Genomic DNA, 24,692 nt, shown 5'->3' on the forward strand with positions numbered 1-24,692 from the left:
ACCACCGGCGCTCGCTTGCATGCCGCTGCTCGTCCTCAGCGCGGCAGCCGGGCTGGATGCGGGCAGCGTCGCTGTACTGAACAGCGCATTGCCCGCGATGGGCGCCGAACTGGGCGCAACCCCGCAGGACCTGTCCTGGGCGGTGACCGGCTACGCGCTGGCCTTCGCTGGACTGCTGTTGTGCGGAGGAGCGATGGCCGACCGATTCCCTCGGCGGCGCGTCCTTACCGCCGGGCTGACGGTGCTGATGGCCGGCGGCGCACTGGCGCTCGTCGCAGGCGACTTCTGGCTGGTCGCGGTGGGGCGGGTCGTTCAGGGGGCGGGCGCGGCGATCACGATGCCCGCGGCGACCGCCCTGCTCGCAGATGTGTATCCGAGCGGGCGTCAGCACGCGCGGGCTCTCGGCGTGTTCGCCTCCGCCCAGGCCGGCAGCTACGGTCTCGGTCTGGTGCTGGGTGGGGTGCTGACCAGTGTGGCCGGGTGGCGATGGGTGTTCGTCGTGCAGATCCTGGCGGCCGTGCTCACGGCCCTTGCGGGCATCCGCCGGCTACCGGCGGGGTCGTCGGACCGGACGCGGCGCCTGGATCTGGTCGGCTCAAGCGCGCTCGTGGCCATGATGGCGCTTTTGATTCTCAGCGCGGATCTGGCGGCCCGGCCTGGCAACGGCCTGCTCGCCGCCGCCGTGGGCGCGGGTGCGCTGCTGGCCGGCTGCGTGTGGTGGCTTCGGGCGCGCGGCCGCGCTGATGGCACGGCCTTGCTGGATCCGGCGCTGCTCAGGTTCGGCACGGTGCGGCTGGCCGCTCTCGCGGCCGTCGCCTTCTACTTCTGCGTCAGCGGCTCCCTGTTCTTCCTGCCGCTCTATCTCCAGGGAGTACAGGGCATGTCCGCCGCGGCCTCCGGCCTCGGAGTGCTCCCTGTCAGTCTCGCGGTGGCCGGTACCGCGCTCGTCTCAGGGCGGTTGCTGCCGAGGTTCGGCCCGCGTCCCCTGCTGGTGGTAGGGATGGCAGCGACCGGGGGCGGCGTGCTGCTGTGGTGCCTGACCGGTACGCACACCTCCTACTGGTGGCCGGTCCTGGCCGGACTGATCGCCACGGGGATCGGACAGGGACTGGCATTCCCTGCGATCACCTCCTCGGGGTTGGGACAGGTCACCGTCGCCGCCCACGGCACTGCCTCTGCGGTGACGGTCACCGCGCTGCAGATCGGCAGCGGCGTCGGCCCCGCGGTGCTGGCCGGAATCGCCGCGGCCGTCGGCCCGGAACGGGTACTGACCGGCCACCACCTGGCGTACGCCGTGGCCGCTGGGGTGGTGATCGTGTTCGGCCTGTTGGCGGCTCAGCCATGGCTGTGGCATCGAAATTGAAGGGGCGGCTCCTCCTGAGTGACTGAAGCGATCAAGCTGTAAGGGCGTATCCGTCCTGGTAGCCGGTCTGATGGACGCGTTCGTGTTGTCGGGCGAGATGGAAAGTCCAGTACTCCTCCAGATGGCCGTTGGCGGCCAGCGCGCGGAGCTTCAGCACCGCCTCGGCTCCGGCCAGGCCCCACCGCGCCCCGGCCAGGTCGAACCTGTCGGCGATCAGATGACGGCACGCGCCCTCGACCACCCCGGTCGCGATCGGCCATCCCGCCTCCAGCGCCTGGTCATACCGCAGATGCCCGGCGTTGTTGGACAGATAGCGGATGCACGCGTCGATGCCGTCACGGTGCTGCGCGCCGGCTGTGGCGGCCTGTGTGGTCAGCGTGGTGATGACCTGGCCGGTGTGCCCGGCCAGCAGGGCCAGGGCATGCCCGGCGACCCAGTCCTCCGCGGCCGGCGCCGCGGGCGGGTGCAAACTCCACGCAGCAGCCCATAACTTCTCCAGCACGTGCACGAAATCGATCACGATGTGGACGCGGATGCGGCGCCGGGCGGCTTCGGCGGTGATCAGGTCGAGCTGGTGGCGGGCCCCGTCGACGAGCACGACCCAGGGACGGGCGTGCGCGGGGTCACGGGCCTCGGCATGGTCGAACACCTTGGCGGTCACAGGGCCGGGGCCGGTGACGACCGAGCCGCACAGCCACTTGCGCGTCGCGTTCGGCCGAGCCCGTGGCAGGCGCCGGCCGGATCGCCCGCCCGGGACGGCGATCACATCATGCGGCCGCCGCGGCGCCGGTTCGGCGTCGTAGACCACCCCTAGCGTCGCCATCCGTTTGCGCGCCGGTTTCTCCCCGGCCGCCAGCCGCGTCCGGAACGTGGCCCGGGCGCGGGCGGCGGCCTTCACGGTCGCGGGCCGCAGCGCCTCGGGGCGCATCGCGATGCCCTTGCCGTCCACGCTGATCGCCAGCACCGTGGACGCCGTGCACGGCAGCACGGTCCGCGCGGCGTAGAAGGCGTCGACATCGGCCGCGGCCTGGGCGACCAGCTGCTCGATCTGCCGTTTGCCGATCACCTGACCGCACCGCGTGGTGATCGCCGCCAGGGCGGCGTCGAACGAGCCACGCACCGTCTCGATGACCGCGAGCTCCGCCAGCCCGGCCGAGTGCCGCACCGCCGGCAGCGATAACGCCGCGTCCGCCGGATACACGTTGCGGACGCCCGGGGCCCGCCACGCGCACCGGGTGACCGTCACCGTCCCGGTCACCGTGGCGAGCAGGCGGTGGTGCCCGAGCTCCACCCGCCGCCGCGGCACCCCGTCCGCACCGATCACACCCGCGGCGCCACCGTCCTGGTGGCGGGCGTGGCGTACCTGCTCCAGCTCGCCCAGCGCGCGCAGGTCAAGGTGGGCCTGCAGCAGCAGGCGCTGCAGCTCCCGGCCCTGCTCGGTGATGGTCTCCTCCAGACGGTTATGGGCAAGCGTCCCGGTCTGCGCATCGGTGAGGTGTCCGATGAGCCAGTTGAAGCTGTTCCTCGCCTTCGCAAAGACGTCAGCGGTGGCGTCGGTGTCGTACGGTGCCTGCACAGGGCTCTTCCTTCGCCGGGGTCGATTGGGTGGCACCTTCGAACCCGACGGCGGGAGAGCCCCGCCACAATCACCCGCCCGGTGACGACGCGATTGCGTCCCGTGACGCCACGCCATCCTGCCCGGCCATCTCGCGGGCCACCGGATCGGTCACCGTGAACAGTCCCGGCCCTTCTTCCTTCGCCCAGCCGCGTTCCACCAGCCGCTTCAGCTTGGAGCGCAGCCCTTCCCGCTTGGCGGCCTCATCCGGCAGTCCCATCGCCACCGCGATCTGCCCGGCCCGTATCGCCCGCCCCGCATCGGCCATGATCTCCACCGCGTCCCGGTACGCGCGCGGCAGCACCGCCGTATTCATGCCGGGTTGCCAGTGCGGCACCGTCACCACACCCAGCACCGGCGGCTGTGCCGACGACGCGGTGCCGCCCGCGTTGGCGACCTCGGCCTGTCCATCGGGCTCATCGAGCAGCTGGGCCGCTTCGCCCAGAATTTCCTCGACGGTCTCCCGTGTGATCGTCAGCCATGACAAGCGATCCTGCTTGTCCTGCATCTGTGAGGTGAGCGCGGCGATCTGCTCGCGGATCTCCTCGATTCGCTGGCGGGCAGCGGCTTCGCGCCGTGCCAGTTCCTCGAGCAACGAGCTCATCGTCCCACCGCCTCACGGGTCTGCACTCACAGTAAAAGGCGGTTCCCGGATCAAACAGTCATTTCTACAAAAGCCCAGCTCAGGCACTCACTGAGGGAGAGCCGCACCCAGGAATGCCAAACACTCCTGGATCAGTCCATTCGGGGGCCCTCGACGGTGTCTGCAGGACCCAGCTATCTGGCATCTCCACCCGTGCAGCTCGACCTTTCCACCGCAGTCCTTCGATCGGACAACCTGAACGACGCCCAACGTGTCGGCCCGATGCGGCCCAGCAACTGGCAACTGGAGGAATGGGAGGAACTCATCGGCGGCGGTGCGGGGGCTCCCTGGTCGATGATTGTCGACAGCGATCAGGTGGTCTCTATCTGCCACACCCCGAGTAGAACGTCGGCTGGCGCCGAGGCGGGAACATGGACCGCTCAGCCGTTCCGTGGTCGTGGCTACGCCGCTGCCACCACCGCAGCCTGGGTGGACCTGCTATCTCGTTGCCCCTTTCTGTTTTACAGCACCAGCGCCGATAACCGCTCCTCCCAGCGTGTGGCCGAACGACTCGGGCTTCGCAACATCGGATGGCTCTGGAAACTCACCCGTATCCCAGCCGCCGGGTGACCGCAAACACCGTTCGCTTGCCGGGAAACGATCAACGCGTCGTCGGGAAGCGATCTTCCAGCCCTCTGTCTAACCGCATGCCACACGCATTCGTGAACACCCCCATCATGACCCGAGTCTGAAGTCCCGAGCCCGATCTGGCCAGACCACCAAGATCTTCAGGACATTCCTAGGCCGTGTTTTCAAATTGATCTAGGTGGTGGATCATGGTGTGGTGATCCGGCGTCATGAGCTAACTGATGAGGAGTGGGACAGGCTGCGGCCGTTTCTGCCTGTCTCGCGGTTAGGTCGTCCACGTGAGGATGACCGGCGGGTATTGAACGGCATCGTGTGGAAGATTCGTACCGGTGTGGCATGGCGGGATGTGCCGCCCCGGTACGGGTCCTGGCAGAGCCTGTACACGCGGTTTCGGCGCTGGGCCAAGGACGGCACGTTCACCGCGATGCTGCAGGCGGTGCAGGCCGAGGCCGATGCCCGTGGCGACATCGATTGGCTGGTGGCGGTGGATTCGACCATCGTGCGTGCGCGCCAGCACGCGGCCGGCGCCCGAAAAGGGGGCTCAGTCTCGGCTCGCAGGAGGATCACGCCCTCGGCCGATCCCGCGGCGGCCTGACCAGCAAGATCCACCTGACATGCGAGGGCGCCGGACGACCGCTGGCGTTCTGCCTGACCGGCGGCAACGTCAACGACTGTACCCAGCTGGAGCAGGTCATGGCCGGCATCCGTGTCCCCCGCCCCGCCGGCGGCCGTCCCCGCACCCGCCCTGATCAGGTGGTGGCGGACAAGGGTTACAGCACCCGGAAGATCAGGGCGTACCTGCGCCGGCGGGGCATCGGGCACACCATCCCTGAGCGCAGCGACCAGATCGCAGCCCGGAAGCGGCGCGGGCGCCGTGGTGGCCGGCCACCACGCTTCGACCGAGCCCTCTACCGGCGCCGCAACGTCGTCGAGCGCTGCTTCAACCGGCTCAAGCAGTTCCGCGCTCTGGCCACCCGCTACGACAAGACCGCGACGTCCTACACCGCGGTCGTCACTATCGCGTGCCTGATGCTCTGGCTGTGATCATTTGAAGACACGGCCTAGGCCGCCGGCCTGGAAGGCGGCACGCCACCGGCGCAACGTCCGCTCGGGGACCCCGCAGAACCCGGCCACCTGGGCCAGCGGGACATGGTCTTCGAGGTGGGGCCGCAGCAGCCGCCAGCGCTCGATCGCCTCCAGGCGCTGAGCGTCGCTGAAGCCCGTCAGCGGGGCGGGGTCCCCGTCCGGTGCGGCTGCTTGCATCAACCGTCCCTGGCTAGGCAATGCGTTAGGCGCCCTGGGCGATCTGGTCTTCGTCTTTGCCGGTGCGGGCTGCGTTGCTGATCCTCAATGTGCGAGCGCTTATTACGAACAAGAGTTCGGGCTGCCCGAGCCGACAATGATATAATCATTCTTCTCATCCGACGGTCGCAGGTTCGAACCTGCAGGGCGCGCTTTTTTCGGGCCTCTGACCTGGTGTTTCTCGGCGGGGCTCCGACGGCGGCGGAACGACGGCCGCAGGGGAGACCGAAGGGAGACCGCGAGTCTCGGACACCTCTGCCACCTCGGCCGCCCGCGGCACCAGACTGGCGCTGGCCTCGGCCGCGGCGTGGCGACGTCCGGCAGCACGGCGGTGTACAGGTCCGAGGTGATGGCGAGGCTGGAGTGCCGCAGCATGGCCGAGGTGATCTTCATGTCGTTGCCCGCCGCCAGCGACAAGGTGGCGGCGCCGTGGCGCAGGTCGTGCAGCCGGATGGGTGGCACGCCGGCGGCGTAGGCCAGCCGTTCGAAGTGCTCGCTCACCCAGTCCGGCCGCAGCTCCGAGCCGTCCTCCTGGGTGAAGACGCGGCCGGTGTTGCGCCAGGCCGCCCCACAGCGCAGTTTCTCGGCGAGTTGGCGTTTGCGGTGGATGCACAGGACGGCGATGGTGCCGGTGTCGAGGGCGACGACGCCGTCGGAGGAGTCGGTCTTGGGGCCGCCCTGGGCGATCTGGCGGCCCACGATGGTGAGCTGCTTGGCCACGGTCAGGACGCGTTCGTCCAGGTCGAGGTCGACCCAGCGGGCGCCGCAGGCCTCGCCCCGGCGCAGGCCGCGGAAGGCGATGAGGTGGAACAGGGCGTACAGGCGGTCGCTGACGGCGTGGTCCAGGAACGCGCCGAGTTGGGCGGGCGTCCACACCATGACAGGGGAGGGACGCAGGTCGGTGGCGACCCACACCCTGACGGCTGAGATCGGCGGCAGCTCGGGGTCGGCCCGGATCGCTCGGAGGCGTTCCTGGAAGGCCTGGTTGAACGCCTCGACGCGGGGTTTGGTCCACACCAGGACCTACTTTGCCGCATTCGTCCCGATCGGGTGGCAACGGGGAGGTGAACGGTCAGGTGGTAGAGCAGGATGAGGAGCCCGCGCGACCCGGTCCTCGATCGCGAGGTCGTCGTCGTGCATCAGGCGACGGCTGACCGCCCAGCGTTCGTCTTCGTCTGTCGGCCGGACATGGCTCAGCTTCTCGCGGGCCGGAAGCTGCAGGCCCTTGCCGATGTGACGGTTCCTGCGGCACCACTCGAGGAAGCCGCGGGCGTCGTAGCGGGTTGTGGTTCCGCCGTCGATCCACTCGTCCAGGTGAACCTTGGTGCAGTACTGGAGGTCGGTGCCATGTTCGCCCAGCCAGATGAGCAGGGCGACAGCGGCGCGGATGCTGGCCCGGACCGCTGTCGCCTGGGTCGAGGTGACCGGCGTCTTTCGTCGCGGGAGAGCGCTTGACGGACCTGCTGGTCATGGAGGCAAGAGTGGCAGCGGCCGTAGCTGTGCAGATACTCGACCGTCCCGCAGATCCGGCAGGGGTTGAAGGAGATCGGGTTCTTCTGCCAGCAGGTCTCGCAGAGGTGACCGTCCTCGGTCCGGGCCGCGGCGTGCTTGTTCTTGCCGCAGCCCAGGCAGGTCCGGGGGCGCGTGAGCAGGTGTCGCAGCGGGGCATCTCGGTCGCGGCCGGTAGCAGCGTCACGGCCCTTTGCCGCAGAACGAGCAGATCCGCAGGGTCGGCCGAAAGCAAGCGCGACAGAGGGGACCGTCCTTGGTCCGTCACCCGACGGGACGGACCTGGTCGCAGAACGCAGGTGATCACCCGGTCGGCCTCGTGACGCATGCAGACCGAACACAGCGGGGTCCCATCCGGGTGTCGGGTCGCGACCGCCCTCTCCTTGCCGCAGTGCCCGCAGGGCGCGGAGTTGGACTTGCGATAGCACGTCAGGCAGCAGCGACTGCCGTCCAGCACGTAGTGCTGCGTCAGGCCATGTTGCCTCCCGATGATCCTACGTAGCCGCTCGTCGTTGGTGTGGCGGTTGCGCCAGGCGATGGAACGGCGGCGCTCCGGTGCTCAGTCCGCGTACTCGAGGCCCGTCTGGCGCTCGGCGGTAACCTCCAGGCCGACCACGCCCTCACGCGCAGGTATGACCTTGAACACGATCCAGTCGCCGCCCACCTGATCCGCGGCTAGTGGTTCGACCGTGTACCCGCCCTCATGGACCACGACGCGGCGGAACTCCGTACTCAGGCCGTGCTTGCCGACCTCGGTCAGCACATCGTCGACGGTCCGGCCGCTCACCTTGACGCCGGCCAGCGGCTCTCCGGGACGGGTGGCCGACTGCCAGTCGTTCTCGTAGGACTCCCCCGGCTTGGCCGGCCTGCCCAGCTCGAAGTGCACCACCTCGGGCGTGTTCTTGATCGCCGCCGGGACGGTCACCACCATGAAGCAGCCGCTGTCGGCCAGATCGCAGTCCGCCGGCTCCTTGCGGGCCCCGATGGGCACGTTCACCGGGGCGTTGCCGCCACCCAGGCTCACGATCTCGCCGACCGCGCTGGGCGAGACCGGGATCACCCTGAGCTCGACGTTGAGGCCGAGGGAACGGAACGCCTCGGAGAACCTCCGCTGGTCCGCGTAGGGATCCTTGATCCGGGCGACGTAGGTGTCGGCCTCCTCGTGGATCTCCACCGCGGAGTTGGCGTAGGAGGTCGCGACGCCGCCGAGCAAGCTCGGTCCAAGGACGACGCCGAGGGCGAGGACGGCGGAGGCGGCGAGCCCGAGCAGCGCGCGATGCCCGAAGCGCCGCCCGCGCGGGCGGCGTAGGAGCGCCGCCGCCGCCGTCGTCGTGTCCCGCTCCTGAGCGATGATGTCGGCGAACAGCGCCTGCGCGCGGGCGCCGCCAGCACGCCCGCCTGGTTCGTCCGGACTGATCCGGGCCAGCGGCCTCAGCAGCTCGTTGATCTCGTCGATGTCCCTCATAGTGATCTCCCCGTGGGAACGACCGCGTCGGTCGGCGTGAATCGAACGTCGGCTACTTCGAGCGCACGGGACAGGCGTCTGCGCGCGCGGTGGAGCCGGATACGGACGGCGTTGCGGGACAGCCCCAGCATCACGGCGATCTCTCCGCGGTCTAGGCCCTCCCACGCGACCAGCGCGAGCAGCTCGCGGTCGTCCTCGGGAAGCGTCGCAAACGCCTGGGCGATCGCGTTCCTCTCGACGCTGCGGTCGGCGAGATCACCGTAGAGGTCGGCCATCTCCGCGTCGAGGTACCGGTGCCGCGCCTGGCGGCGCAGCGCGCTGCGGCGGTGGTCGGCCAGCACGTTGCGGGCTACTCCGTAGACCCAGAGCCTCGCCTGCGCGCCCGGGGGCAGTCCCTCGATCTTGCGCCAGACGATGACGAAGGTCTCAGCGACCACGTCGGCCGCGTCCTGCGGCGAGTCGCAGCGGCGTCCGGCGTAGGCGGTGATCTGGTCGTAGGTCGCCCGGTAGACCGCTTCGAACCTGTGAGTGTCATCTGACACAGGCGGTTCCCATCGTGACATCCTCCACTTCCGGTACGGGCACGAACGCTCTCTTCATGGATGGAGGCGCCCCGATCATTTCGCCCGGAACCGGAGAATTTTCGCGCGCCCTCGTCACTCTCCTGTCCAGAGTGGTTCGCGGAGAGCGGCGAGGCCGGCCTCCCGGGTCGTCGGGCGTGATCACTTCAGAATGCGGGCATGGCTGAGCGAGTTCGCGTACGCGAGATCGATGATGACGAAGGCGACCGGTTGCTACGGATCGTGCGGCGGGGCTCCAATTCCGTGGTCACCTGGCGGCGGGCGCAGATGGCGCTGTGGTCCGCGCAGGGCATGACCGTCCAGAAGATCGCGGAGCTGGCATTCACCAGCGAAGACCGGGTTCGCGATGTGATCCACAACTTCAACGCCGACGGGTTCGGCTCGTTGTATCCCGAATACAAGGGCGGGCGGCAGCCGAAGTTCACCCTGGCCCAGCGGGTGGAGATCAAGAAGATCGCCAAGTCCAAGCCTGCCGAGCACGGCCTGCCGTTTTCCCGGTGGGCCTGGTCAAGCTGGCCGGCTTCCTGGTGGCCGAGGGGGTGGTCGAGGACATCAGCCATGAGGGCTTGCGCGAGCTTCTGCGTGCGGAAATGGTGTCATTTCAAGCCATAAAGACGTGGAAGGGCTCTCGCGATCCGGATTATGCGGTCCAGAAGGCCCGCATCGAGCATCTGTACGCGATCGCTGACGGTCAGGTCATCCCCGACGACGGCGAACCCTCGGCCATCTTCTGTGTGGACGAGTTCGGGCCGCTCAACCTGCAACCGCGCTCGGACAAGCAGTGGACCGACGTCGGCGGAAAGAACAAGGACCCCGAGCGCGGCATGATCCGCCGCTACATCGCCTGGCGCAACCGCCACACCAACGACGAGCGGCTACGCAGGATCGTCAACAAGGCAAACGTGGCCTGACGGGGCACTAGATAACGAAGTCGATCACTCGTAGCTACTCTGCGGCTGGTGGCGTCGACCCGAGTGGAGGGCCTACATGGGCGGAGGCGGTGCTTTCCGGACCACCCCTGCCCAGTCCGGCGCGATTTGTCTAGAAGCGTTCCGCGTGCTCGGCCACCCACTGGGCGAACGTGCGCGCCGGGCGGCCGGTCACCTGCTCGACGGTGTCGACGACGGTTGCGGAGGCGTCGTCGGGAGCGGCGTACCAGCCGATGACATATTCGGCGTCCGCCCGGGAGACACCGGTGGCCGTTAGCCTGTCGACGGCCTGCTCGTGCGTGATCTGGACGAAGGCGATGTCGCGGTCGATCGCCTTGGACAGGATCGCGATCCGTTCCCGCGGGGTAAGCGATTCGGGCCCAGTGAGGTTGTAGACACGCCCCGCATGGCCGTCGTCGAGCAGCGCGACCGCCGCCACCGCCCCGATGTCGGCCTCATGGACGATCGCGCTGCGAAAGTCGTACGGCTCCCGCACGACCTCCTCGGCCCGAATGGATTCGACCCAGGTCAACGTGTTGGACATGAACTCCTGCGGTTCCAGGCGCGTCCACTCCACACCCGAGTCCGCCACAGCCTGCTCGGCCGGCCCCAGGTCACCACCCCACACCACGGTGATGCGTCGCACACCCGCGCCGACCGCCCGCCGTACCAGCTCGGGCGCGACCTCGGCGAGCCCCGCAGTCACCGTGATGTGTAACCGGCTGACGCCGTCGAGGGCGGCGTCCAGCTTCTCCGGTTCCGTGTGCGTGCCTGCCACCAGCTCCACCTCGGCCGGAAACCTGCCCTCGGCGCCGGCCGGATTCCGCGTCAGCGCCCGGACACGCTCTCCTCGGCGGACCAGCTCCGCCACCACGTGCCGGCCAGTGTTCCCCGTGGCCCCCGTAACCAGTGTCGTCACCGTTCATCTCCCTTCGTTGGTGACGACCCTAGAAGCTCAACTGCACTTGAGGTCAACCTTGAACTGCGTGGACCTGGGGCGAGCGACGGCATGGGCAGCAGATACAGAGAAAGGTCTGGAGCCAGCGCCTCGCCAGCGAGGTGGCTCTTACCAGCCGATAACGTCCAGCGGGCGAGGCCCAGAGAGCCGACGATCAGCATCGCGGCTCTCGTTCCCAGCTACCGGACCACACCCCGATCCCGTGCCTTGGCCGGACATCCGGGGGTGGTGCTGCTCTTCTTGCCCGGCCGGCAGTGATGCGGCTTCTGCACCACCTTGATCGTGACCGTATCCGGCGCGGAGGTCAGGTCTTCAGCGCTGGCCACGACGGTGTTGGTGATGGAGAAGTAACAGCTTCCCCCCTTGCACTTCGCCTTGCCTGCTGAGCGTTCGGGCACGGTGTAGGTGCCCGTGCAGGTGGCGGAGGCGCCCGGGGCCAGGGTCGTGGGTCGGCAGGTGACGCCCGGTACGCGGCTGTCCTCGATCCGCACGTCGTTCACCGTGCCGGAGGAGTTGTTGGTGACCAGGTATCGGTAGGTGACCGTGTCGCCAGGCTGGTAGGGGTGCGAGTTGTCGACCTTCTTGACCAGCTTGAGCCTTCCGTCGCCGTCATCGGTGACGCGGATCGTGACCGACGCCTCCGGTGAGGTGACCTCGTTGGCGTCCGCCATGCCGGTCGCCCTGGCGGTGTTGGTGACCGAGCCGCGTGCGGCGTCCTGCTGCGTGACGGTGTAGGTGCCGCGGCAGGTGATCGTGTCGCCGACGTCCAAGGTGGTCTGCGGGCAGGTGATCATGTCGACCACGTCGTCGTTCACGGCCAGATCGGTGATGTTCATGTTCCCGCGGAGGCCCGGAAGGATACGCCGAGCACATGCGCGCCCCTGCGGCACCGCAAGGGCTGGAAGTACCGGGTGGCCAAGCACGTTCTCGGCTCCACGCGGTGGGACCCGGCCAAGTGGGACCGCGGCGACGTCAACGCCGGCCTGCGCGGGCTGGCCAAGCTGTGGGCCAAGCAGGCCGCGCTGAAGGCGAAGGCAGCCGCCGCCGAGACCGCCACCGAGACCGCCACCGAGGCCGAGACCGCCCGGAGACGGCCGCCCCGGCGGTGCCGACCCGGAAAAAGGGCCGTCCCGGAAACGGTTTGCGGGACGGTTCTACGGAGGTTGGGACGCCTCCGCCCTCGCCCAGCTCAAACGATCAGCCCGCATGTCCGGCGGCAGCGTCTGCAGGGCGTCTGGAAGCGAGCGTGAGCGTCGGGGAACATCTGCCGGGCCTGGCTCTTCCTGCTGGTGCACACGCTCGGCGCTCTCCATGAGCCACCAGCGGCGGGGGCGCCAGCGCCAGCACGAGGGCGGCAGCCAGGCACAGGACTCGGATCATGCCCGCCCAGTGCCGGGCGCGTCCGGTTCGGCGGTGGCCGCGTTCGGCAGAAACAGCGCCCCGAGCGCCAGTCCGATCAGTCCGGCGACGATCGGCGCGCCGGTCCACAGCTCGGGCACGGCGGGCAGGCCGCCCCCGGTGGCCGAGGCGACTGCGAGGTACAGCGACCAGGTGACGAAGGCCGACAGCCCGGCGAAGGCCCAGTAGGCGGCCCGCCGCCCGGCCGACGGGCGCAGCCAGCGGATCAACAGGTCGCTCACGAGCCCGGCGGCCAGGAACGCCAGCAGGATCGGCACGTTGCCGAAGTTTGTCCGGGCGGCCGGCATGAGTGCGATGACGGCATACATGATCGTCACCGACCCGAACGGCAACAGCCAGCGGCGCAGCAGGAACAGCACCGGGCTGAGCATCACGACGTTGGTGACGACCATCGCGACGGCCACTCGATCGGCACCGAGAGCGACAGGCCGGGGACCGGCGCCCCGTGGCGCGGCGCCCGAGTCCCGCGCCATGGACAACGCCTGGACGATGGCGTGGGGCCGGTACTGCAAGGCGTCGCCGTAGGACAGGAACAGCGACACCAGGGCGGTGGCGAAGGCGAGCCCGATCAGGGTGGGCAGCAGGCGGCCGAGCCGCGGCCGGGTGCCGACGTCGGGGGCCTTCCACGCCGAGCGCAGCGGCGTTGTGATGATGAGCATCATCGTCACGATGAGGCCGAGGTGGGAGGGGCTGAAGAAGATGTCGAGGGTTGTCTCGATGCCGAGGACGGTGTGCCACGTCAGGTCGGCGAGTCCGAAGGCGGCGAACGCGGGAATCGCCAACAGCCCGGCGAGATAGCCGGTGGGGACGGCTGCCAGCCCCTGTCGTCCGCCGCGTACGTTGCGCCACACCTGCCAGATGATCCAGCCGGAGACCACAGCGAACCCGGAGTAGAACACCGCGTGCCAGGGGGTGAAGAACGTCTCCAGCTCGGCCAGGTTGGCGTGCGCCCAGGCGTCGATCATCAGGCCGACCCCGAACCATACGCCGAGCAGCGCCGTCACCAGGTCCGTCCGGGGAGACACCCACGCGCGGGGCTCTTTCGTGCCGGCCATGAGTCGCCGAGTGCCGGCGAAGTCAGATGCCACTTCGAGATTCCTTTGCGTCGATCAATTCGATTCATGCCGGAAGGCCGGTGCGCCGGGCGCCCGTCAGCGCTCGCCGTCGATCTCTACGAACCGATGCAAGGCTGGTGGCTCAGTACGCTGCCGGCCGATCACGCTGTGTCGGCACTGAGGACCGGCGCCACGGAACGGCGGGCCGCCAGGCGGGCGGGCAGGGCGGTGAGCGCCACCGTCACCAGGAAGGTCGCGAGCGCGGCGACGAGCATCGAGGAGAACGGCGCCAGGACCGCGTTCCTGGCGCTGAAGGCGGAGAACACGCCGATGCCCAGGGGGACGCCGATGGCGGCGCCGGGCAGGCAGGGCAGGAGTTGGGCGATGGACAACCCCGCGGAGACCTGCCCGGGGGTGGCGCCGAGCGCACGCGCGATGGCCATGCTCGTCCGGGCTTCCATGGCCGTGGTCCAGGTGAACGTGATGGTGTTCACCACGGCCAGCGCGATCAGCAGGGCGGAGACCGCGATCAGCAGGTGGCCGGCGTTCTCGGCCCGCAGGTTCGCCAGGGCGGAGGAGCCGTTCAGGCCGTAGCCCCTGGACGGCTGCGAGGAGAGGGACAGCAGGCCGGTGAGCGCGATCAGCGTGGTGGCGGTGGAGCACGCCTGCAACGCGGCCCTGCCCGGACGGCGCGCGGTGAGCCGCAGCCCGAGCAGGAACGGCGTGGGCAGCAGCGCGGACAGCGCGGTGAGCCACGGGCGGCGCCGGGGGCGGTGAGCGGTGTCGGCCAGCGCGCTGACGGTCGCGGTGCGCAGGGCCCGCAGCGTGGGACGCAGCGCCGACAGCACCGCCACCGCCACGGCCAGGACGGTCGTCGCGGCGATGACGGAGCCGGTCGGGCCCCCGACGTCGCCGATCCTGCTGGCGGTGGGGCTGGCCACGACGGGCGCGGTCAGGCGGGCGATCACCAGCCCCAGCACGTCGGCCAGCAGCGCCACGGCCAGGTACTCCGTGAGCAGGACGGCGCCGATCAGACCGGGGGTGGCGCCCACGGCCTTGAGCAGCCCGGCCCGCCGGGTCTGCTGGACGGCACGGCCCGCGGCCAGTGCCGCCACCCCGGCGACGGCCAGGAAGCTGAGCAGCCAGCTTCCGAGCAACAGGATCGGCTGGGTGCCCCTGAGAATGACGGCGTCCTGCTCGGCCTTGAGCTGCCAGGAATGGAAGTTGATCCTGACGTCGGAGTCGCGGTGGGCCTCGCGGAAGGCCTCGGTGGCGGCCGGGTCGCGCAGCTTGAGGTCCAGGGCCGTGGTCACAGGCAGATCCTGGGACGACGCCAGCGCGACAGCGTCCGACCGGGTCATCCAGGCCAGGCCGGTGTAGTCGCTGGGGCCGCCGCCCGGGCCGATCTGGGCCGCCCAGGGGTAGATGGAGGTGGCCGCGGTGACGGCGATCCCGACGACGGGGTACCGCCGGCCGGCGATGGTGACGCGGTCGCCGACGCCGACGCCCAGCACGGTGGCGAAGCCGCGTTCGAGGACGGTGCCGCCGGAGCGTACCCACTGGCCCGAGGTCACCAGCGGCCGGTTGAGCGCGCCGAGCTTCTCGGCGAAGCCGTGCACCACCACCGGGGACGCCGTGGCGTCGCCCGTGGTGAGCTCGGCGTAGACGATGCGATAGGGGCCGTGGTGGCCGACCACGTCGGGAGCGTCCGCCAGCTCGGACAGGGCCGAGGTCACGGCGGCGCCCGTGTCGCCGGAGAGCGCCACCACGTCCGGACCGGCGGTGGCCGCGCGGGTCTGCTCGTACAGCGTCCGGCTCGCCCCGCTCAGGGACAGGCCGAGGGCCAGGGTGGCCGTGGCGATGGTCACCGCCAGCAGGAGCATCATGGCCTGTGCCCGGTGCCGGCGTAGGTCGGCGAGCACCAGGCGCACCATGAGCACGATGGAGCCCATGCCGTTCAGCCCTCCAGCCCGCCGAGCCCGCCGAGGCCGCGCGGGTGGGAGCCGGCCAGCCTGGTGTCGTCGACGAACATCCCGTCACGCATCGAGACCAGTCGATCCGACGTGGCCGCGACCCGCTCGTCGTGCGTGACGATGACCAGGGTCTGCCCTGCGGAACGCAGCTCCTCGAAGATCCTCAGCACGTCGAGGGTCGCCGCGCTGTCGAGGTTGCCGGTCGGCTCGTCGGCCAGGACCACCAGCGGCTGGTTGGCCAGCGAGCGGGCGATGGCGACCCGCTGGCGCTGCCCGCCGGACAACTCGGAAGGCAAATGTCGGGCGCGGCCGGCGAGCCCCACCCGTTCCAGCAGGACGCCCGCGCGCCGCCTGGCCTCCCGCAGCGAACGGCCGGCCAGCAGCGCGGGCAGCTCCACGTTCTCCGCCGCCGACAGCTCCTCCACCAGGTGGAAGGCCTGGAAGACGAACCCCACCGACCGGCGCCGCATGCGCGCCAGAGCGCGCTCGCTCAAGGTGTCGATGCGCTGCCCGGCCAGCCACACCTCCCCGCGGGTGGGCCGCTCCAGGCCGCCGAGCAGGTGCAGCAGGGTCGACTTCCCGCAGCCGCTCGGCCCCATCACCGCCAGCATCTGCCCCTCGGGGACCTCCAGGTCGACCTCGTCGACCGCCCGGACCCGGCTCTCCCTTTGACCGTGCTCCTTCACCAGGCCACGGATCCGGACCACGGCACTCGACTCGTTCACGCACCCTCAACTCTGTCGTCGGCCCGCAGGTCGTCGGCCCTGGACCAGGCTCGCTCGCAGGCTTCGAGCCAGCGCAGGTCCGCCTGCAGCCGCAGCACGACGCCCTCCAGCAGGAGCACGGCCTTCGAGCCCGCCGGCTCGGCGAGGATCGCCTGCTGCACCTCGCGCAGGCGGCGCAGCAGCTCACGGCGCTGTGCCGCCACGAGCTCGACCGGGTCGGCGAGCCGGGCCGCGGCCGCCGCGACGAGCTTGAGATGGAACTCCGCCTGGTCCGGCTTGGGCCAGCCCACCTCGGTCAGCCACGCGGTCACCCGCTGCTGCCCGGCCGGCGTCAGCGCGTAGACCTTGCGGTCCGGCCGCTCGGGCAGGCCGTCAGCGCGCTCGCAGACGACCAGCCCGGCCTTCTCCAGCCGGGACAGGGTCACGTAGATCTGGCCGGGGTTCATCGACTCGCCCAGCGGGCCCAGGCTCTTGCGCAGCCGGGCGCGCAGGACGTACCCATGCGACGGCTCCTTGGCGAGCATCGCCAGCACTGCGTCTTGCACGGCACTCCCTAACGGTTAGTCCATAGATAGCGGTTATCCAAGCGAAGTGTCAAAGCGCTACAACTGGAGATCTTGTCCGGCCCGCATCCTGAGCTACGTGGCCCGAGCTGTGGTAAGGCGGCGTGGCGGTATCCAACGATGACGCTTGCGGCTACGGGTTCCGGCGGACGGCTCGTAGGTCGTTGAGCGGGGAGTGCTGCGGAGAAGCTGCCCGATCCGGCAGGTCAGTCCGGCGTGCCGGATCGCCTGCGGCGAAGACGGGCGGGCGCCCCAAGCGCAGTAACCGGGCACCGACACCGCCGGCACCCCAACGGGCAACTTCGCCTCGGAGGCCTGCGCCAGCCGGCACCTCAATGGGCTCGAACCGTCTTTTGAGGGCGCCGCCTGGCGGATGGATCCGATCGTGCGCCGGGTGGCCTGGAGTTCGACCTCCCGCTCTGCGATACCAAGTCAGGAAGTGTTGCCCAGCCCGCCCAGGAGGGGGGTGAGGTTCTTGATCGGTGGGATGACTCGTGCGGGCGATCTGCTAGTGGCAGGTCGCCGCCGGCGGTGAGCAAAAGGCAACCTCGGGGTAGCGCGGGGAGGGCTTGTCGAGCAGGGTTTGCCGCTTGCCGCGCAGGTGCAGGTCGAAGAAGGCCGCGACGTACCGGCGGGTGATGTCCACTGAGCGGGTTCCCGTCAGGCCGCCGCTGAGGTTGACGCCGATCTGGCCGGCCAGCATGTCGAGGTCGGTGAAGGACGGGTGCACCGTGCCCTGCACCACGAGCCAGCGTTTCCACCCGGCCAGGTGCTTCCAGTCACGATCCCACGTGGTGCCCTGGCCGCCGGGGAAGGGTGTGAACCAGGCGGACGCGGTGAGGGTGACCAGCCCGGCGGCGGCGGACAGGCTGCCGCGAAGGATCGGACGGCGCCGTATCGGCCCTGTCCCGTCGGGCGGGCGTGTGGTGCTGGCCCTGCTCGGCGAGGAGCTGTGGTCCATTGATTCTCATCTGCGGCGTGCCGCGCTCTTCGGCTCGGGCGTATGACTCATGAAGGTGTCCATTTCTTCGGTGGGAAGGCCGGCTTGAGGAGAAGCCCTCGCGCGGCCTGGGGCAGAGAGTGCGGGTCGGAAACAGTCCTTGCGACCTGGTGGCCGTGAGGCGGAGCGCCGCTCAGGTGATGAGCGGCCGGGCGGCAGCGGCCAGCTCGTCGATCGGGTGGTGGTCGGTCGCCGTCACGATGCGCGCAGGACGGAGGGCGGGCCCAGGTGACCCATCGTCACAGCCACTCGATCGGTCCCTGGAGGTAGCGGTTGAGCCAGAGGGTGGACCAGATCCATTGGACGAGGAGGATGGCGGCCGCGATGATCGGGACCGTGGCGGCGGGCCATTCCTGCGGCGGCCCACCCGCCAGCGGGGCGGCCATCAGCACGAGCACGGTGGCGGTCAGGTAGTTGGGTCAGCGCCATCCGGCCCAGCGGCGCGAAGACGATCTCCAGCACGGGACTGGGCGGCGTCCTGAGCTGCACGAGCATCCCGCAGATGTATGCGACCGGGATCAACAGACCGGCGGCCGTTTCTGGTACCCGCTCCGTCCCGGCCACGAGTGGTGCGGACACGTCAGCGCGGTGAGCGAGGGCGTGGACCCTTCATGGCTCGGGCAGCGAGTCACCGGCGACGCATGCTCGGCTGCGGTCACTGCGACCGCTGCCGAGCCGGCCACCACGTGTGCGCCGACCTTGCCGAGATCGGCCCCCCAGGCGCGCTGGCCGAGCAGCGAGCGGTGCCCGCCACGGCCCTGCACCACCTGCCGGACACCGTGGATCCCACTCTCGGCGCGTTCGTCGAGCCCGAAGGCAACGCTACAAGCCGCCCCGCGCCGCAGGGTTTCCGGGCTGTCTAGGGCTGGGCCGGCAGGGTGTCGGGAAATCGCCCAATCCCGACAGGCCGGACTGCCGGGTCAGCCCGCGGGGGCGAGGCGGGCGATGACGCCCGGCGGCCACCTCACATCCGGCGGCGGTGAGGACCTGGGAGAGGGCTTGCAGTTCGGAATCCAGGTCGACGCCGAGCATGTGGCGACTAGTGAGACGTAGAAGTCGCCGTCCGCGCAGCCGCCCACCGACCCCTCCCTCCGTAGTTGTCAACCCTCGCGCGAGTTGATTGAGATCAAACGAGCTCCAGCTTAAGAAAATTGATATTAATCTTGAAATAATGAAGGTTTGTCAGGTATATCTTTGGAATGGATTGGCAGGAACTTACAAACCTGACCCAAGGCCAGCCCTTCGTCGTCGAGCGGGTGCGCCTGGCAGGCAGCAGCGTCGCGATCGAAGGCGACTTCGAGCTACCACAACTGGCTCAGCTCAACGTCGAGGATCAGGTCTTCATCACGGCGTTCGTACGGTGCCACGGCTCCATCAAGGAGATGGAACGCATCTTCGGGGTGAGTTATCCGACGATCAAGGCGCGGCTGAACCGGATCACACAGATGCTTGACTTCGTCGAGACCGATCCGGCGCCGTCGCGGGCCGACATCATCGAGCGGTTGCGCCGCGGCGAGATCACCGCACAGCAGGCACTGTCCGAGTTGGAAGGGCCCGCGTGATGCCGCAGTTGGTGACCGTACAGGTCAAACGCCCAGACCATCGTGCCATCCGGATCTGGGTGCCGGTCCTGCCCGTGGTACTCGTCCTTTCACCGGTCATGGTCCTAGCCGTTCTGGGTGCGGCCGTGGCCTGCCTCGTGTTCAGCATCAGCTTGGTGCGCGCGCTCGGCACCGGCTGGCGCATCGTCTCGGCATTGCCCGGCACCCGGGTCGACGTCGAATACAGCCGTACGACGGTGCTCGTATCCATCCAGTAGGAGAGGCTTCGATGAACGAACAGCGCAAGGACGTCCTCGACATGCTGGTCGAGGGCAAGATCACTGCAGAGGAAGCGGAGCGGCTCCTCGTCGCGCTCGAACGAGACCAGTCGCCGGCGGCTTCGCGCCTCGCGCCCCGGCCGAAAGGCAGGGCGAAGTACCTGCGGCTGGAGATGGAGTTCCTCGAGGACGGCGAGTCAGGGCGGCTCAACGTGCGGGTGCCGCTGCAACTGCTGCGGGCCGGTGTACAACTCGTCGCCCTGATCCCGCCGCGGGCGCTGGATCGGGCCAACGCCGAGCTCGTCAAGGCGGGCGTTCCGATCGACCTGACCCAGCTCAAGCCCGCACAGCTCGAGGCGCTCGTGGAGCACCTAGACGAGACGATCGTGGAAATGGAGGCGCCCGATGGCCATCTGCGTGTCTTCTGCGAGTAAGGGGAAACCATGACCAGCCAGCAATCCACCTGGACCGGCATGGCGCCGGTAGATGACACCGCGCTGTACGTGCGCGACACCGGCGGGCCCGGCCATCCGGTGGTCTACCTCAACGGCGCCTATGCCGACCAGTCGCACCGGCGGCGCGTCATCGCTGACCTCGGCAGCGACTACCGGCACATCGCCTACGACGAGCGCACCCGCGGCAAGTCGAAGCGCTCGGCGGACTATTCATTCGAGGGCGCCGTCCGGGACCTGGCCACCGGCACCAGCCACCGTTCCCGATCCACGCCTGAGAAAGGGAGACCATGACCATCAAGCGATCATCCTGGACCGGCATGGTCCCAGTAGACGATACGGCCTCAGGGCGTGTTTCCCGGAGTTGACGGTGGCTGGATTCGGCTCTGTGCAGGATCTGCTCGGATCAGGAGTGTGGGTGCCAGGAACCGAGCTGGGCGTCGGTCATGGTGGCGATCTCGTTGTGGACGTGGCTCCAGGCGGCCCATACGCTGCGGCCCCAGGTTTGGACCAGGTCGATGTGCTCGCCCACGGAGGAGGCCATAGTGACGTCGAAGACCGTGACCTTGCCGACGTTGTCTGGCGGGGTGAAGCGGGGCCAAGACGGGACGGTGTTGGCCAGGTAGCCGTGGGCGTTGCGAGCTTGCAGACCGGTGAATCCGCGTTCAAAGACCAGGTAGAGGCCGTTCAGCGCGAACGCCACGGCGATCGGTTTGGTGCCTGCGCTGACGTGTTGGGCGCCGTAGGCGTCCACACAAGTTTGGTGCCAGATGGCGAGCCGGGCGGGATGGGCATGGTTGAACGCGGCGACCTCGCCAGAAAGCCGCAAGCACTCGGGCGAGGCGTTGTATCGGGTTTCGTTGCTCGTCCGTCGTTCGTCGGGCAGTTCAAGGCGGCACCCGGGGCACACACTCATGCGGTTCAGGTTATGTTCTTGATCGCCGAACCGGGTCGCGGAGCCAGATCTTGATGGACGCGACGTCGATGGTTCCCTGGTAGTCCGGGTCCGCCACAACACCCTGTTGATCGTGCGCCGGTGGTCGGCCCACCGGCCGCCACGGCCCGGATTGCGCGGCAGCAGCGGCTCCAACCGCTCCCACTCCTCATCCAGGAGGTCATGTCGATCCAGCACACATCAGGACTTGCAGGACAGCCAGTTCAAGATCCAGGAAACACGCCCTATCAGTGCTTTGTTAGGTCAGCCTGTTGTGGCTGGTCTACCCAGTTCGGAAGGTTTTCCGATGCGGGTGTGACCCCACAACAGCTCGCGCACGTCCGCCGACAGTTGGAAAACGTTCGCCGGTGAGGTGTTCACCCCGGTGCCGCGCCAGTACTCCGGAACGGCCGGCCGGATCGAGAACTGCCAGCTGGGGGTGTTCCTGGCGTATGCGACCAGCGCCGGCCGCACCTTGATGGATCGGGAGCTGTATCTGCCCAAGTCGTGGATCGCCGATCGCGACCGGTGCGCCGAGGCGGGCATCGGTCCCGAGGTGGAGTTCGCCACCAAACAGGTGCTGGCCCGCCGGATGCTGACGCGGGCATTAGAGGCGGGGGTGCCGGCGGCGTGGGTGACCGCCGATGAGGCCTACGGCCAGGACTACAAGTTCCGCGTCTTTCTCGAGCAGTACCGCATTGGCTACGTGGTGGCGGTACCGCGCAGTCAGGCGATCAGCGGGGGCCTCGGTCCACGCGCACGTGCCGAAAGCTTGGTGGCCGAGGTGCCCGCATCCGGCTGGAAGCGCATCTCGGCCGGCCAGGGCGCCAAAGGGCCGCGCCTGTATGACTGGGCGATGGCCACCTTGCCCATCATTCGCGAACCGGAGGAGGGGTATGAGCGGTGGATCCTCATCCGCCGCAGCATCGCCCACCCTGAGGAGGTGGCCTTCTATCTCGGCTTCGGCCCGGCCGACACCACCATCGACGAGCTGGTGAAGGTCGCCGGGAGCCGCTGGGCTGTTGAGGAGTGTTTCCAGAGCGCCAAGACCGAGGTTGGCCTGGATCAGTACCAAGTCCGCCGCTATGACGCCTGGTATCGGCAGGTCACCTTGGCGATGCTCGCCCACGCCTATCTCGCCGTGACTGCGGCAAACAGTCGACCGGAACGGATCAGGACGGCCTCGTCCCCCTCTCGATGGGAGAGGTCCGGCGTCTACTGGCACACATGATCACACGCCCATCGGACCTTGATCAAATCCGGGCGTGGTCGCATTGGCGTCGTCGCCACCAACACACCGCCAAGATCAGCCACTACCGCCGGAGACAGCCAGAGATCACAAAGTGATGCTGGAGTATTAGAGGTCCTAACAAAATGATCTCTGCCCGTACCCGGGCAGGCTGCCGAACGTCGATCTGCGCGTAAGGGTGAACAGCCGCCGTGGATCGTGCCGGACGAGTTGTGGGAGCAGATCGAGCGGCTGTTGCCGAAGGTGGAGCGGCAGCGCCGCCCCCGGGGGCGTAAGCGAACGGCCCCGCCGTCGCACCCCGCACGGCTCCGGGCTTGGTACGCGTTGATGATTTAGTGGGAAGTTCGTGGTGGACTCAGGGCATGAGGAGGACGCGGCCGAGTTGGGAGCGGCTTTCCATGATCCGATGCGCTTCGGCCGCCTTGTCGAGCGGCAGCCGGGCGTGCAGCCTGGCGCCTAGTCTCCCCTCGACCGCGTGCTGTGTGACCTGGTCCATGTCCTCGCGTGCTTGCTTCGGTGCGGCGGCGCGCCAGGCGAGCAGTGAGAACCCCGCTACCGATCTCATTGCGAAAAGGTTGGTCAGCGGGATGTCGGTTGCCTCGCCGCCGGCTGCTCCGTAGACGACGGCCCGGCCGAACGGTGCCAGGAGGTCGAGGCTGCGCAGCAGGATGCGGCCGCCGACGGAGTCCAGGACGACGTCGACTCCTCCTGGCGCGGCTTCGCGCACTCGTTCGGGCCAGTCCTCCGTGGAGTAGTCGACGGCCGCGTCGGCGCCGAGCGTGCGGGTGAAGTCCAGCTTGGCGGGGGAGCTGGCTGTGGCGATCACGGTGCCGGCGCCGGAGATCTTGGCGAGTTGCACGGCCAGGTGGCCGATGCCTCCCGCGGCGGCGTGAATGAGCACGGTCTCGCCGGGAGCCAGCCGGGCGGCGCGCAACGTGCCCAGCGCCACGGGGGCGCCCATCGGCAGCATGCTCGCGGTGGCGTCGTCGATTCCCTCCGGCACGGGTGCGAGCCATTCGGCGTCGACGAGGACGTGGTCGGCGAAGGCGTCCTCGGCCAGCGCGGCGACCCGCCGGCCGGTGAGGCCGGGGTCGGCGCCGGGCCCCACCGCGTCGACCGTGCCGACCACGTCGCCGGTGAGTACGGCGGGCAGGTTGCGCCGGTAGATCCCGCCGGTCTCCGGTCCTTGGCGGAACTTCACGTCGACGAAGTTGGCGCCGATCGCCTCGGCGCGGATGCGCACCTGGCCGGGGCCCGGGCTGGGGATCTCTGTCTCCTCCATGGTGAGCACCTCGGGGCCGCCGTAGGCGTGGTAACGGATTCGGCGCATGTCGTCCTCCTGCATTGAGGCTAAAGTGGACCTGCGGTCAAGTTCGATGAGAGCGTACTTGACCGCTGGTCCAGTTGTCCACGGGAAAGAGGAGCCGATGATCGAGGAGCGTCGCGAACGCGCGGACGCGGCACGCAACCGTCGCGCCATTCTGCGGGCGACCGAGGACCTTCTCGCCCGGCACCGGCCCGAGCAGATCTCCATGGAACAGGTCGCCGCCGCGGCCGGGGTCGGTAAGGGCACGGTGTTCCACCGTTTCGGCAGCCGGATGGGGCTGATGGTCGCGCTGATGCAGGAGCGGGCCTACGCCCTGGAGGAGGCCGTGGCGAGCGGACCTCCGCCGCTGGGGCCCGGCGCCCCACCCGAGGAGCGGTTGATGGCCTTTCTGGACGCGATCGTCGACGTCGTCGGCCGTAACAAAGGGCTCCTCGCGGCGCTTGGCCACGCCGCTACGGCGGCGCCCAGGCCGGAGTGGAAGGGGCGCGGTGAGCACCGGGGCGAAGGCGGTTACCACGTTCCGGACTCGCGGGACGACCATCCCGTCTACCGGTTCTGGCACGGCCATACCAGCGCGTTGATCGCCGCGCGGCGTCCCGACCTGGACGGGGAGCTGCTGGCGCACATTCTGCTGGGCAGCCTTCAAAGCGAACCGGTCCTGCGGCTTCTGGAGCGCGGAGAGGCGCCGCGGCTGGCTGCGTCGCTGCGCGTCATGGCCGCCGGGATGCTCGCGGCCCCTGCCCCCTCCTGAGGCGAACCGGCCGAGAAGCCATACATCTCCCCGATCGCTACAGCGCGGCATATGCCACGTTTAGCCTGTCGCGACAGGGACTGGCCACCACCGAGCGGCCGCTGACCGAGCCCGCGCGGCCGGCGGACGCCGCACGCCTATGGCGTCGAGGGCGAGACCGAACTGCCGTACGCGGACCTGCATTTCCATGGCGGCTGTTCACCCTTCCTCACGTGCAGGTCGACGCTCAACAGCCTGCCCGGGCATGGACAAAGATCATTTTGTTAGGCCTCTTAGTGGGTCTTACATGAGATCCAATACAGCCTGGGTTTCTGGGGAACAGTTGAGGCTCAGGGCGTCGAGGCGGGTTTTGAGCTGGTGGGGCGTAGGCGGCTTCGTCTGTGCGGTCGAGGTGGAGCAGCAGGCGGATGGCTGATCTGGCAGCTTTTTCCTGGTCGGGGTCGAGGGAGCTGGCCTGGTCATAGATCTCGAG

The 24,692-nt window shown here is 69.0% G+C and carries 27 protein-coding genes and 4 pseudogenes; 14 read left to right on the forward strand and 17 right to left on the reverse strand.

Features of this window, described 5'->3' with window-relative positions; genetic code table 11:
• The first annotated feature begins 19 nt into the window (after positions 1 to 19).
• Positions 20 to 1,363, forward strand: a complete 1,344-nt coding sequence (locus tag ACIBP6_RS03230) for an MFS transporter (protein ID WP_397048231.1) — start codon at positions 20 to 22, stop codon at positions 1,361 to 1,363.
• 31 nt (positions 1,364 to 1,394) lie between these two features.
• Here the strand turns inward: ACIBP6_RS03230 and ACIBP6_RS03235 are convergent, their stop codons facing one another.
• Together ACIBP6_RS03235 and ACIBP6_RS03240 are read right to left on the reverse strand one after the other, a co-directional pair.
• Positions 1,395 to 2,939 (reverse strand): ISKra4 family transposase, encoded by a 1,545-nt coding sequence (locus tag ACIBP6_RS03235; protein WP_397048233.1) that lies wholly within the window; start codon positions 2,937 to 2,939, stop codon positions 1,395 to 1,397.
• Positions 2,940 to 3,009: 70 nt separating this feature from the next.
• The gene (locus ACIBP6_RS03240) at positions 3,010 to 3,582 is read right to left on the reverse strand and encodes a hypothetical protein (protein ID WP_397048235.1); all 573 of its coding nucleotides are present in this window, start codon (positions 3,580 to 3,582) and stop codon (positions 3,010 to 3,012) included.
• A 192-nt stretch (positions 3,583 to 3,774) separates the two neighbouring features.
• Between ACIBP6_RS03240 and ACIBP6_RS03245 the strand changes: the two genes are divergently transcribed.
• Both ACIBP6_RS03245 and ACIBP6_RS03250 read left to right on the forward strand, forming a co-directional pair.
• Positions 3,775 to 4,191 carry a GNAT family N-acetyltransferase gene (locus tag ACIBP6_RS03245; protein WP_397048237.1) on the forward strand — a complete coding sequence of 139 codons (417 nt, stop codon included), beginning with the start codon at positions 3,775 to 3,777 and terminating at the stop codon, positions 4,189 to 4,191.
• A 217-nt stretch (positions 4,192 to 4,408) separates the two neighbouring features.
• A pseudogene (locus ACIBP6_RS03250) lies at positions 4,409 to 5,253 on the forward strand (IS5 family transposase).
• On the opposite strand, the gene ACIBP6_RS03255 reads toward ACIBP6_RS03250, so the two are convergent.
• Positions 5,254 to 5,472, reverse strand: coding sequence for a helix-turn-helix domain-containing protein (locus ACIBP6_RS03255; RefSeq protein WP_397048239.1), 219 nt, complete (start codon positions 5,470 to 5,472; stop codon positions 5,254 to 5,256).
• A 102-nt stretch (positions 5,473 to 5,574) separates the two neighbouring features.
• Positions 5,575 to 6,528, reverse strand: coding sequence for a site-specific integrase (locus ACIBP6_RS03260; RefSeq protein ID WP_397048241.1), 954 nt, complete (start codon positions 6,526 to 6,528; stop codon positions 5,575 to 5,577).
• A 72-nt stretch (positions 6,529 to 6,600) separates the two neighbouring features.
• On the opposite strand from ACIBP6_RS03260, the gene ACIBP6_RS03265 reads away from it, so the two are divergent.
• Complete coding sequence (locus ACIBP6_RS03265; protein ID WP_397049326.1) at positions 6,601 to 6,966, forward strand: hypothetical protein; 366 nt, start codon at positions 6,601 to 6,603, stop codon at positions 6,964 to 6,966.
• Between the two features lie 29 nt (positions 6,967 to 6,995).
• Here ACIBP6_RS03265 and ACIBP6_RS03270 read toward each other — a convergent pair.
• The 3 genes and pseudogenes from ACIBP6_RS03270 to ACIBP6_RS03280 all read right to left on the reverse strand — a co-directional run.
• A pseudogene (locus ACIBP6_RS03270) lies at positions 6,996 to 7,448 on the reverse strand (double zinc ribbon domain-containing protein); the annotation flags it as partial.
• A gap of 131 nt (positions 7,449 to 7,579) precedes the next feature.
• Positions 7,580 to 8,485 carry a hypothetical protein gene (locus ACIBP6_RS03275; protein ID WP_397048243.1) on the reverse strand — a complete coding sequence of 302 codons (906 nt, stop codon included), beginning with the start codon at positions 8,483 to 8,485 and terminating at the stop codon, positions 7,580 to 7,582.
• Entirely contained in the window at positions 8,482 to 9,027 is a 546-nt protein-coding gene (locus ACIBP6_RS03280; RefSeq protein ID WP_397048245.1) for an RNA polymerase sigma factor, read from the reverse strand. The genes ACIBP6_RS03275 and ACIBP6_RS03280 overlap by 4 nt, the downstream gene beginning before the upstream one ends.
• Positions 9,028 to 9,225: 198 nt before the next feature.
• On the opposite strand from ACIBP6_RS03280, the gene ACIBP6_RS03285 reads away from it, so the two are divergent.
• Positions 9,226 to 9,678 (forward strand): transposase, encoded by a 453-nt coding sequence (locus ACIBP6_RS03285; protein ID WP_397048247.1) that lies wholly within the window; start codon positions 9,226 to 9,228, stop codon positions 9,676 to 9,678.
• Positions 9,633 to 9,977: a hypothetical protein gene (locus tag ACIBP6_RS03290; protein ID WP_397048249.1), complete on the forward strand. Its 345-nt coding sequence runs from the start codon at positions 9,633 to 9,635 to the stop codon at positions 9,975 to 9,977. The genes ACIBP6_RS03285 and ACIBP6_RS03290 overlap by 46 nt, the downstream gene beginning before the upstream one ends.
• A gap of 130 nt (positions 9,978 to 10,107) precedes the next feature.
• Here ACIBP6_RS03290 and ACIBP6_RS03295 read toward each other — a convergent pair whose 3' ends face one another.
• The 8 genes from ACIBP6_RS03295 to ACIBP6_RS03330 all read right to left on the reverse strand — a co-directional run bounded on the left by ACIBP6_RS03295 (position 10,108) and on the right by ACIBP6_RS03330 (position 18,086).
• A complete protein-coding gene (locus ACIBP6_RS03295) occupies positions 10,108 to 10,914 on the reverse strand; it encodes an NmrA family NAD(P)-binding protein (protein WP_397048251.1) in 807 nt (268 codons plus the stop codon).
• Positions 10,915 to 11,132: 218 nt separating this feature from the next.
• Positions 11,133 to 11,789, reverse strand: coding sequence for a DUF7507 domain-containing protein (locus ACIBP6_RS03300; protein WP_397048253.1), 657 nt, complete (start codon positions 11,787 to 11,789; stop codon positions 11,133 to 11,135).
• Positions 11,790 to 12,329: 540 nt separating this feature from the next.
• Entirely contained in the window at positions 12,330 to 13,397 is a 1,068-nt protein-coding gene (locus tag ACIBP6_RS03305; RefSeq protein ID WP_397048255.1) for a hypothetical protein, read from the reverse strand.
• 191 nt (positions 13,398 to 13,588) lie between these two features.
• Positions 13,589 to 15,379 (reverse strand): ABC transporter permease, encoded by a 1,791-nt coding sequence (locus ACIBP6_RS03310; RefSeq protein ID WP_397048257.1) that lies wholly within the window; start codon positions 15,377 to 15,379, stop codon positions 13,589 to 13,591.
• A gap of 5 nt (positions 15,380 to 15,384) precedes the next feature.
• Positions 15,385 to 16,125, reverse strand: coding sequence for an ABC transporter ATP-binding protein (locus tag ACIBP6_RS03315; RefSeq protein WP_397048259.1), 741 nt, complete (start codon positions 16,123 to 16,125; stop codon positions 15,385 to 15,387).
• Positions 16,122 to 16,670 carry a PadR family transcriptional regulator gene (locus ACIBP6_RS03320; protein WP_397048261.1) on the reverse strand — a complete coding sequence of 183 codons (549 nt, stop codon included), beginning with the start codon at positions 16,668 to 16,670 and terminating at the stop codon, positions 16,122 to 16,124. Before ACIBP6_RS03320 ends, ACIBP6_RS03315 begins: the two co-directional genes overlap by 4 nt.
• Positions 16,671 to 17,196: 526 nt before the next feature.
• Entirely contained in the window at positions 17,197 to 17,649 is a 453-nt protein-coding gene (locus tag ACIBP6_RS03325) for a hypothetical protein (RefSeq protein ID WP_397048263.1), read from the reverse strand.
• Between the two features lie 278 nt (positions 17,650 to 17,927).
• Positions 17,928 to 18,086 (reverse strand): DUF418 domain-containing protein, encoded by a 159-nt coding sequence (locus ACIBP6_RS03330; RefSeq protein ID WP_397048265.1) that lies wholly within the window; start codon positions 18,084 to 18,086, stop codon positions 17,928 to 17,930.
• A 16-nt stretch (positions 18,087 to 18,102) separates the two neighbouring features.
• Here ACIBP6_RS03330 and ACIBP6_RS03335 point away from each other — a divergent pair.
• From ACIBP6_RS03335 to ACIBP6_RS03360, 6 genes and pseudogenes are all read left to right on the forward strand, one after another.
• A pseudogene (locus ACIBP6_RS03335) lies at positions 18,103 to 18,273 on the forward strand (hypothetical protein); the annotation flags it as partial.
• Between the two features lie 26 nt (positions 18,274 to 18,299).
• A complete protein-coding gene (locus ACIBP6_RS03340; protein ID WP_397049327.1) occupies positions 18,300 to 18,551 on the forward strand; it encodes a hypothetical protein in 252 nt (83 codons plus the stop codon).
• 336 nt (positions 18,552 to 18,887) lie between these two features.
• Complete coding sequence (locus tag ACIBP6_RS03345; RefSeq protein WP_138720157.1) at positions 18,888 to 19,250, forward strand: DUF2089 domain-containing protein; 363 nt, start codon at positions 18,888 to 18,890, stop codon at positions 19,248 to 19,250.
• The gene (locus ACIBP6_RS03350; RefSeq protein ID WP_397048267.1) at positions 19,250 to 19,507 is read left to right on the forward strand and encodes a hypothetical protein; all 258 of its coding nucleotides are present in this window, start codon (positions 19,250 to 19,252) and stop codon (positions 19,505 to 19,507) included. The genes ACIBP6_RS03345 and ACIBP6_RS03350 overlap by 1 nt, the downstream gene beginning before the upstream one ends.
• A gap of 11 nt (positions 19,508 to 19,518) precedes the next feature.
• A complete protein-coding gene (locus ACIBP6_RS03355; protein ID WP_397048269.1) occupies positions 19,519 to 19,941 on the forward strand; it encodes an SHOCT-like domain-containing protein in 423 nt (140 codons plus the stop codon).
• A 9-nt stretch (positions 19,942 to 19,950) separates the two neighbouring features.
• Positions 19,951 to 20,253 (forward strand): alpha/beta fold hydrolase, encoded by a 303-nt coding sequence (locus ACIBP6_RS03360; protein WP_397048271.1) that lies wholly within the window; start codon positions 19,951 to 19,953, stop codon positions 20,251 to 20,253.
• Between the two features lie 112 nt (positions 20,254 to 20,365).
• On the opposite strand, the gene ACIBP6_RS03365 is transcribed toward ACIBP6_RS03360, so the two are convergent.
• Positions 20,366 to 21,049 carry a DUF5946 family protein gene (locus ACIBP6_RS03365; RefSeq protein WP_397048273.1) on the reverse strand — a complete coding sequence of 228 codons (684 nt, stop codon included), beginning with the start codon at positions 21,047 to 21,049 and terminating at the stop codon, positions 20,366 to 20,368.
• A 229-nt stretch (positions 21,050 to 21,278) separates the two neighbouring features.
• On the opposite strand from ACIBP6_RS03365, the pseudogene ACIBP6_RS03370 reads away from it, so the two are divergent.
• Positions 21,279 to 22,124: pseudogene (locus tag ACIBP6_RS03370) on the forward strand (IS701 family transposase); the annotation flags it as partial.
• A gap of 373 nt (positions 22,125 to 22,497) precedes the next feature.
• Here ACIBP6_RS03370 and ACIBP6_RS03375 read toward each other — a convergent pair.
• On the reverse strand, positions 22,498 to 23,472 hold the full coding sequence (locus ACIBP6_RS03375) for a zinc-binding alcohol dehydrogenase family protein (protein WP_397048277.1): 975 nt from the start codon (positions 23,470 to 23,472) through the stop codon (positions 22,498 to 22,500).
• 97 nt (positions 23,473 to 23,569) lie between these two features.
• Between ACIBP6_RS03375 and ACIBP6_RS03380 the strand changes: the two genes are divergently transcribed.
• Positions 23,570 to 24,220 carry a TetR/AcrR family transcriptional regulator gene (locus ACIBP6_RS03380; protein WP_397048279.1) on the forward strand — a complete coding sequence of 217 codons (651 nt, stop codon included), beginning with the start codon at positions 23,570 to 23,572 and terminating at the stop codon, positions 24,218 to 24,220.
• Positions 24,221 to 24,692 lie beyond the last annotated feature (472 nt).

It is taken from the genome of Nonomuraea terrae, assembly GCF_044465245.1.
GTDB lineage: Bacteria > Actinomycetota > Actinomycetes > Streptosporangiales > Streptosporangiaceae > Nonomuraea > Nonomuraea terrae.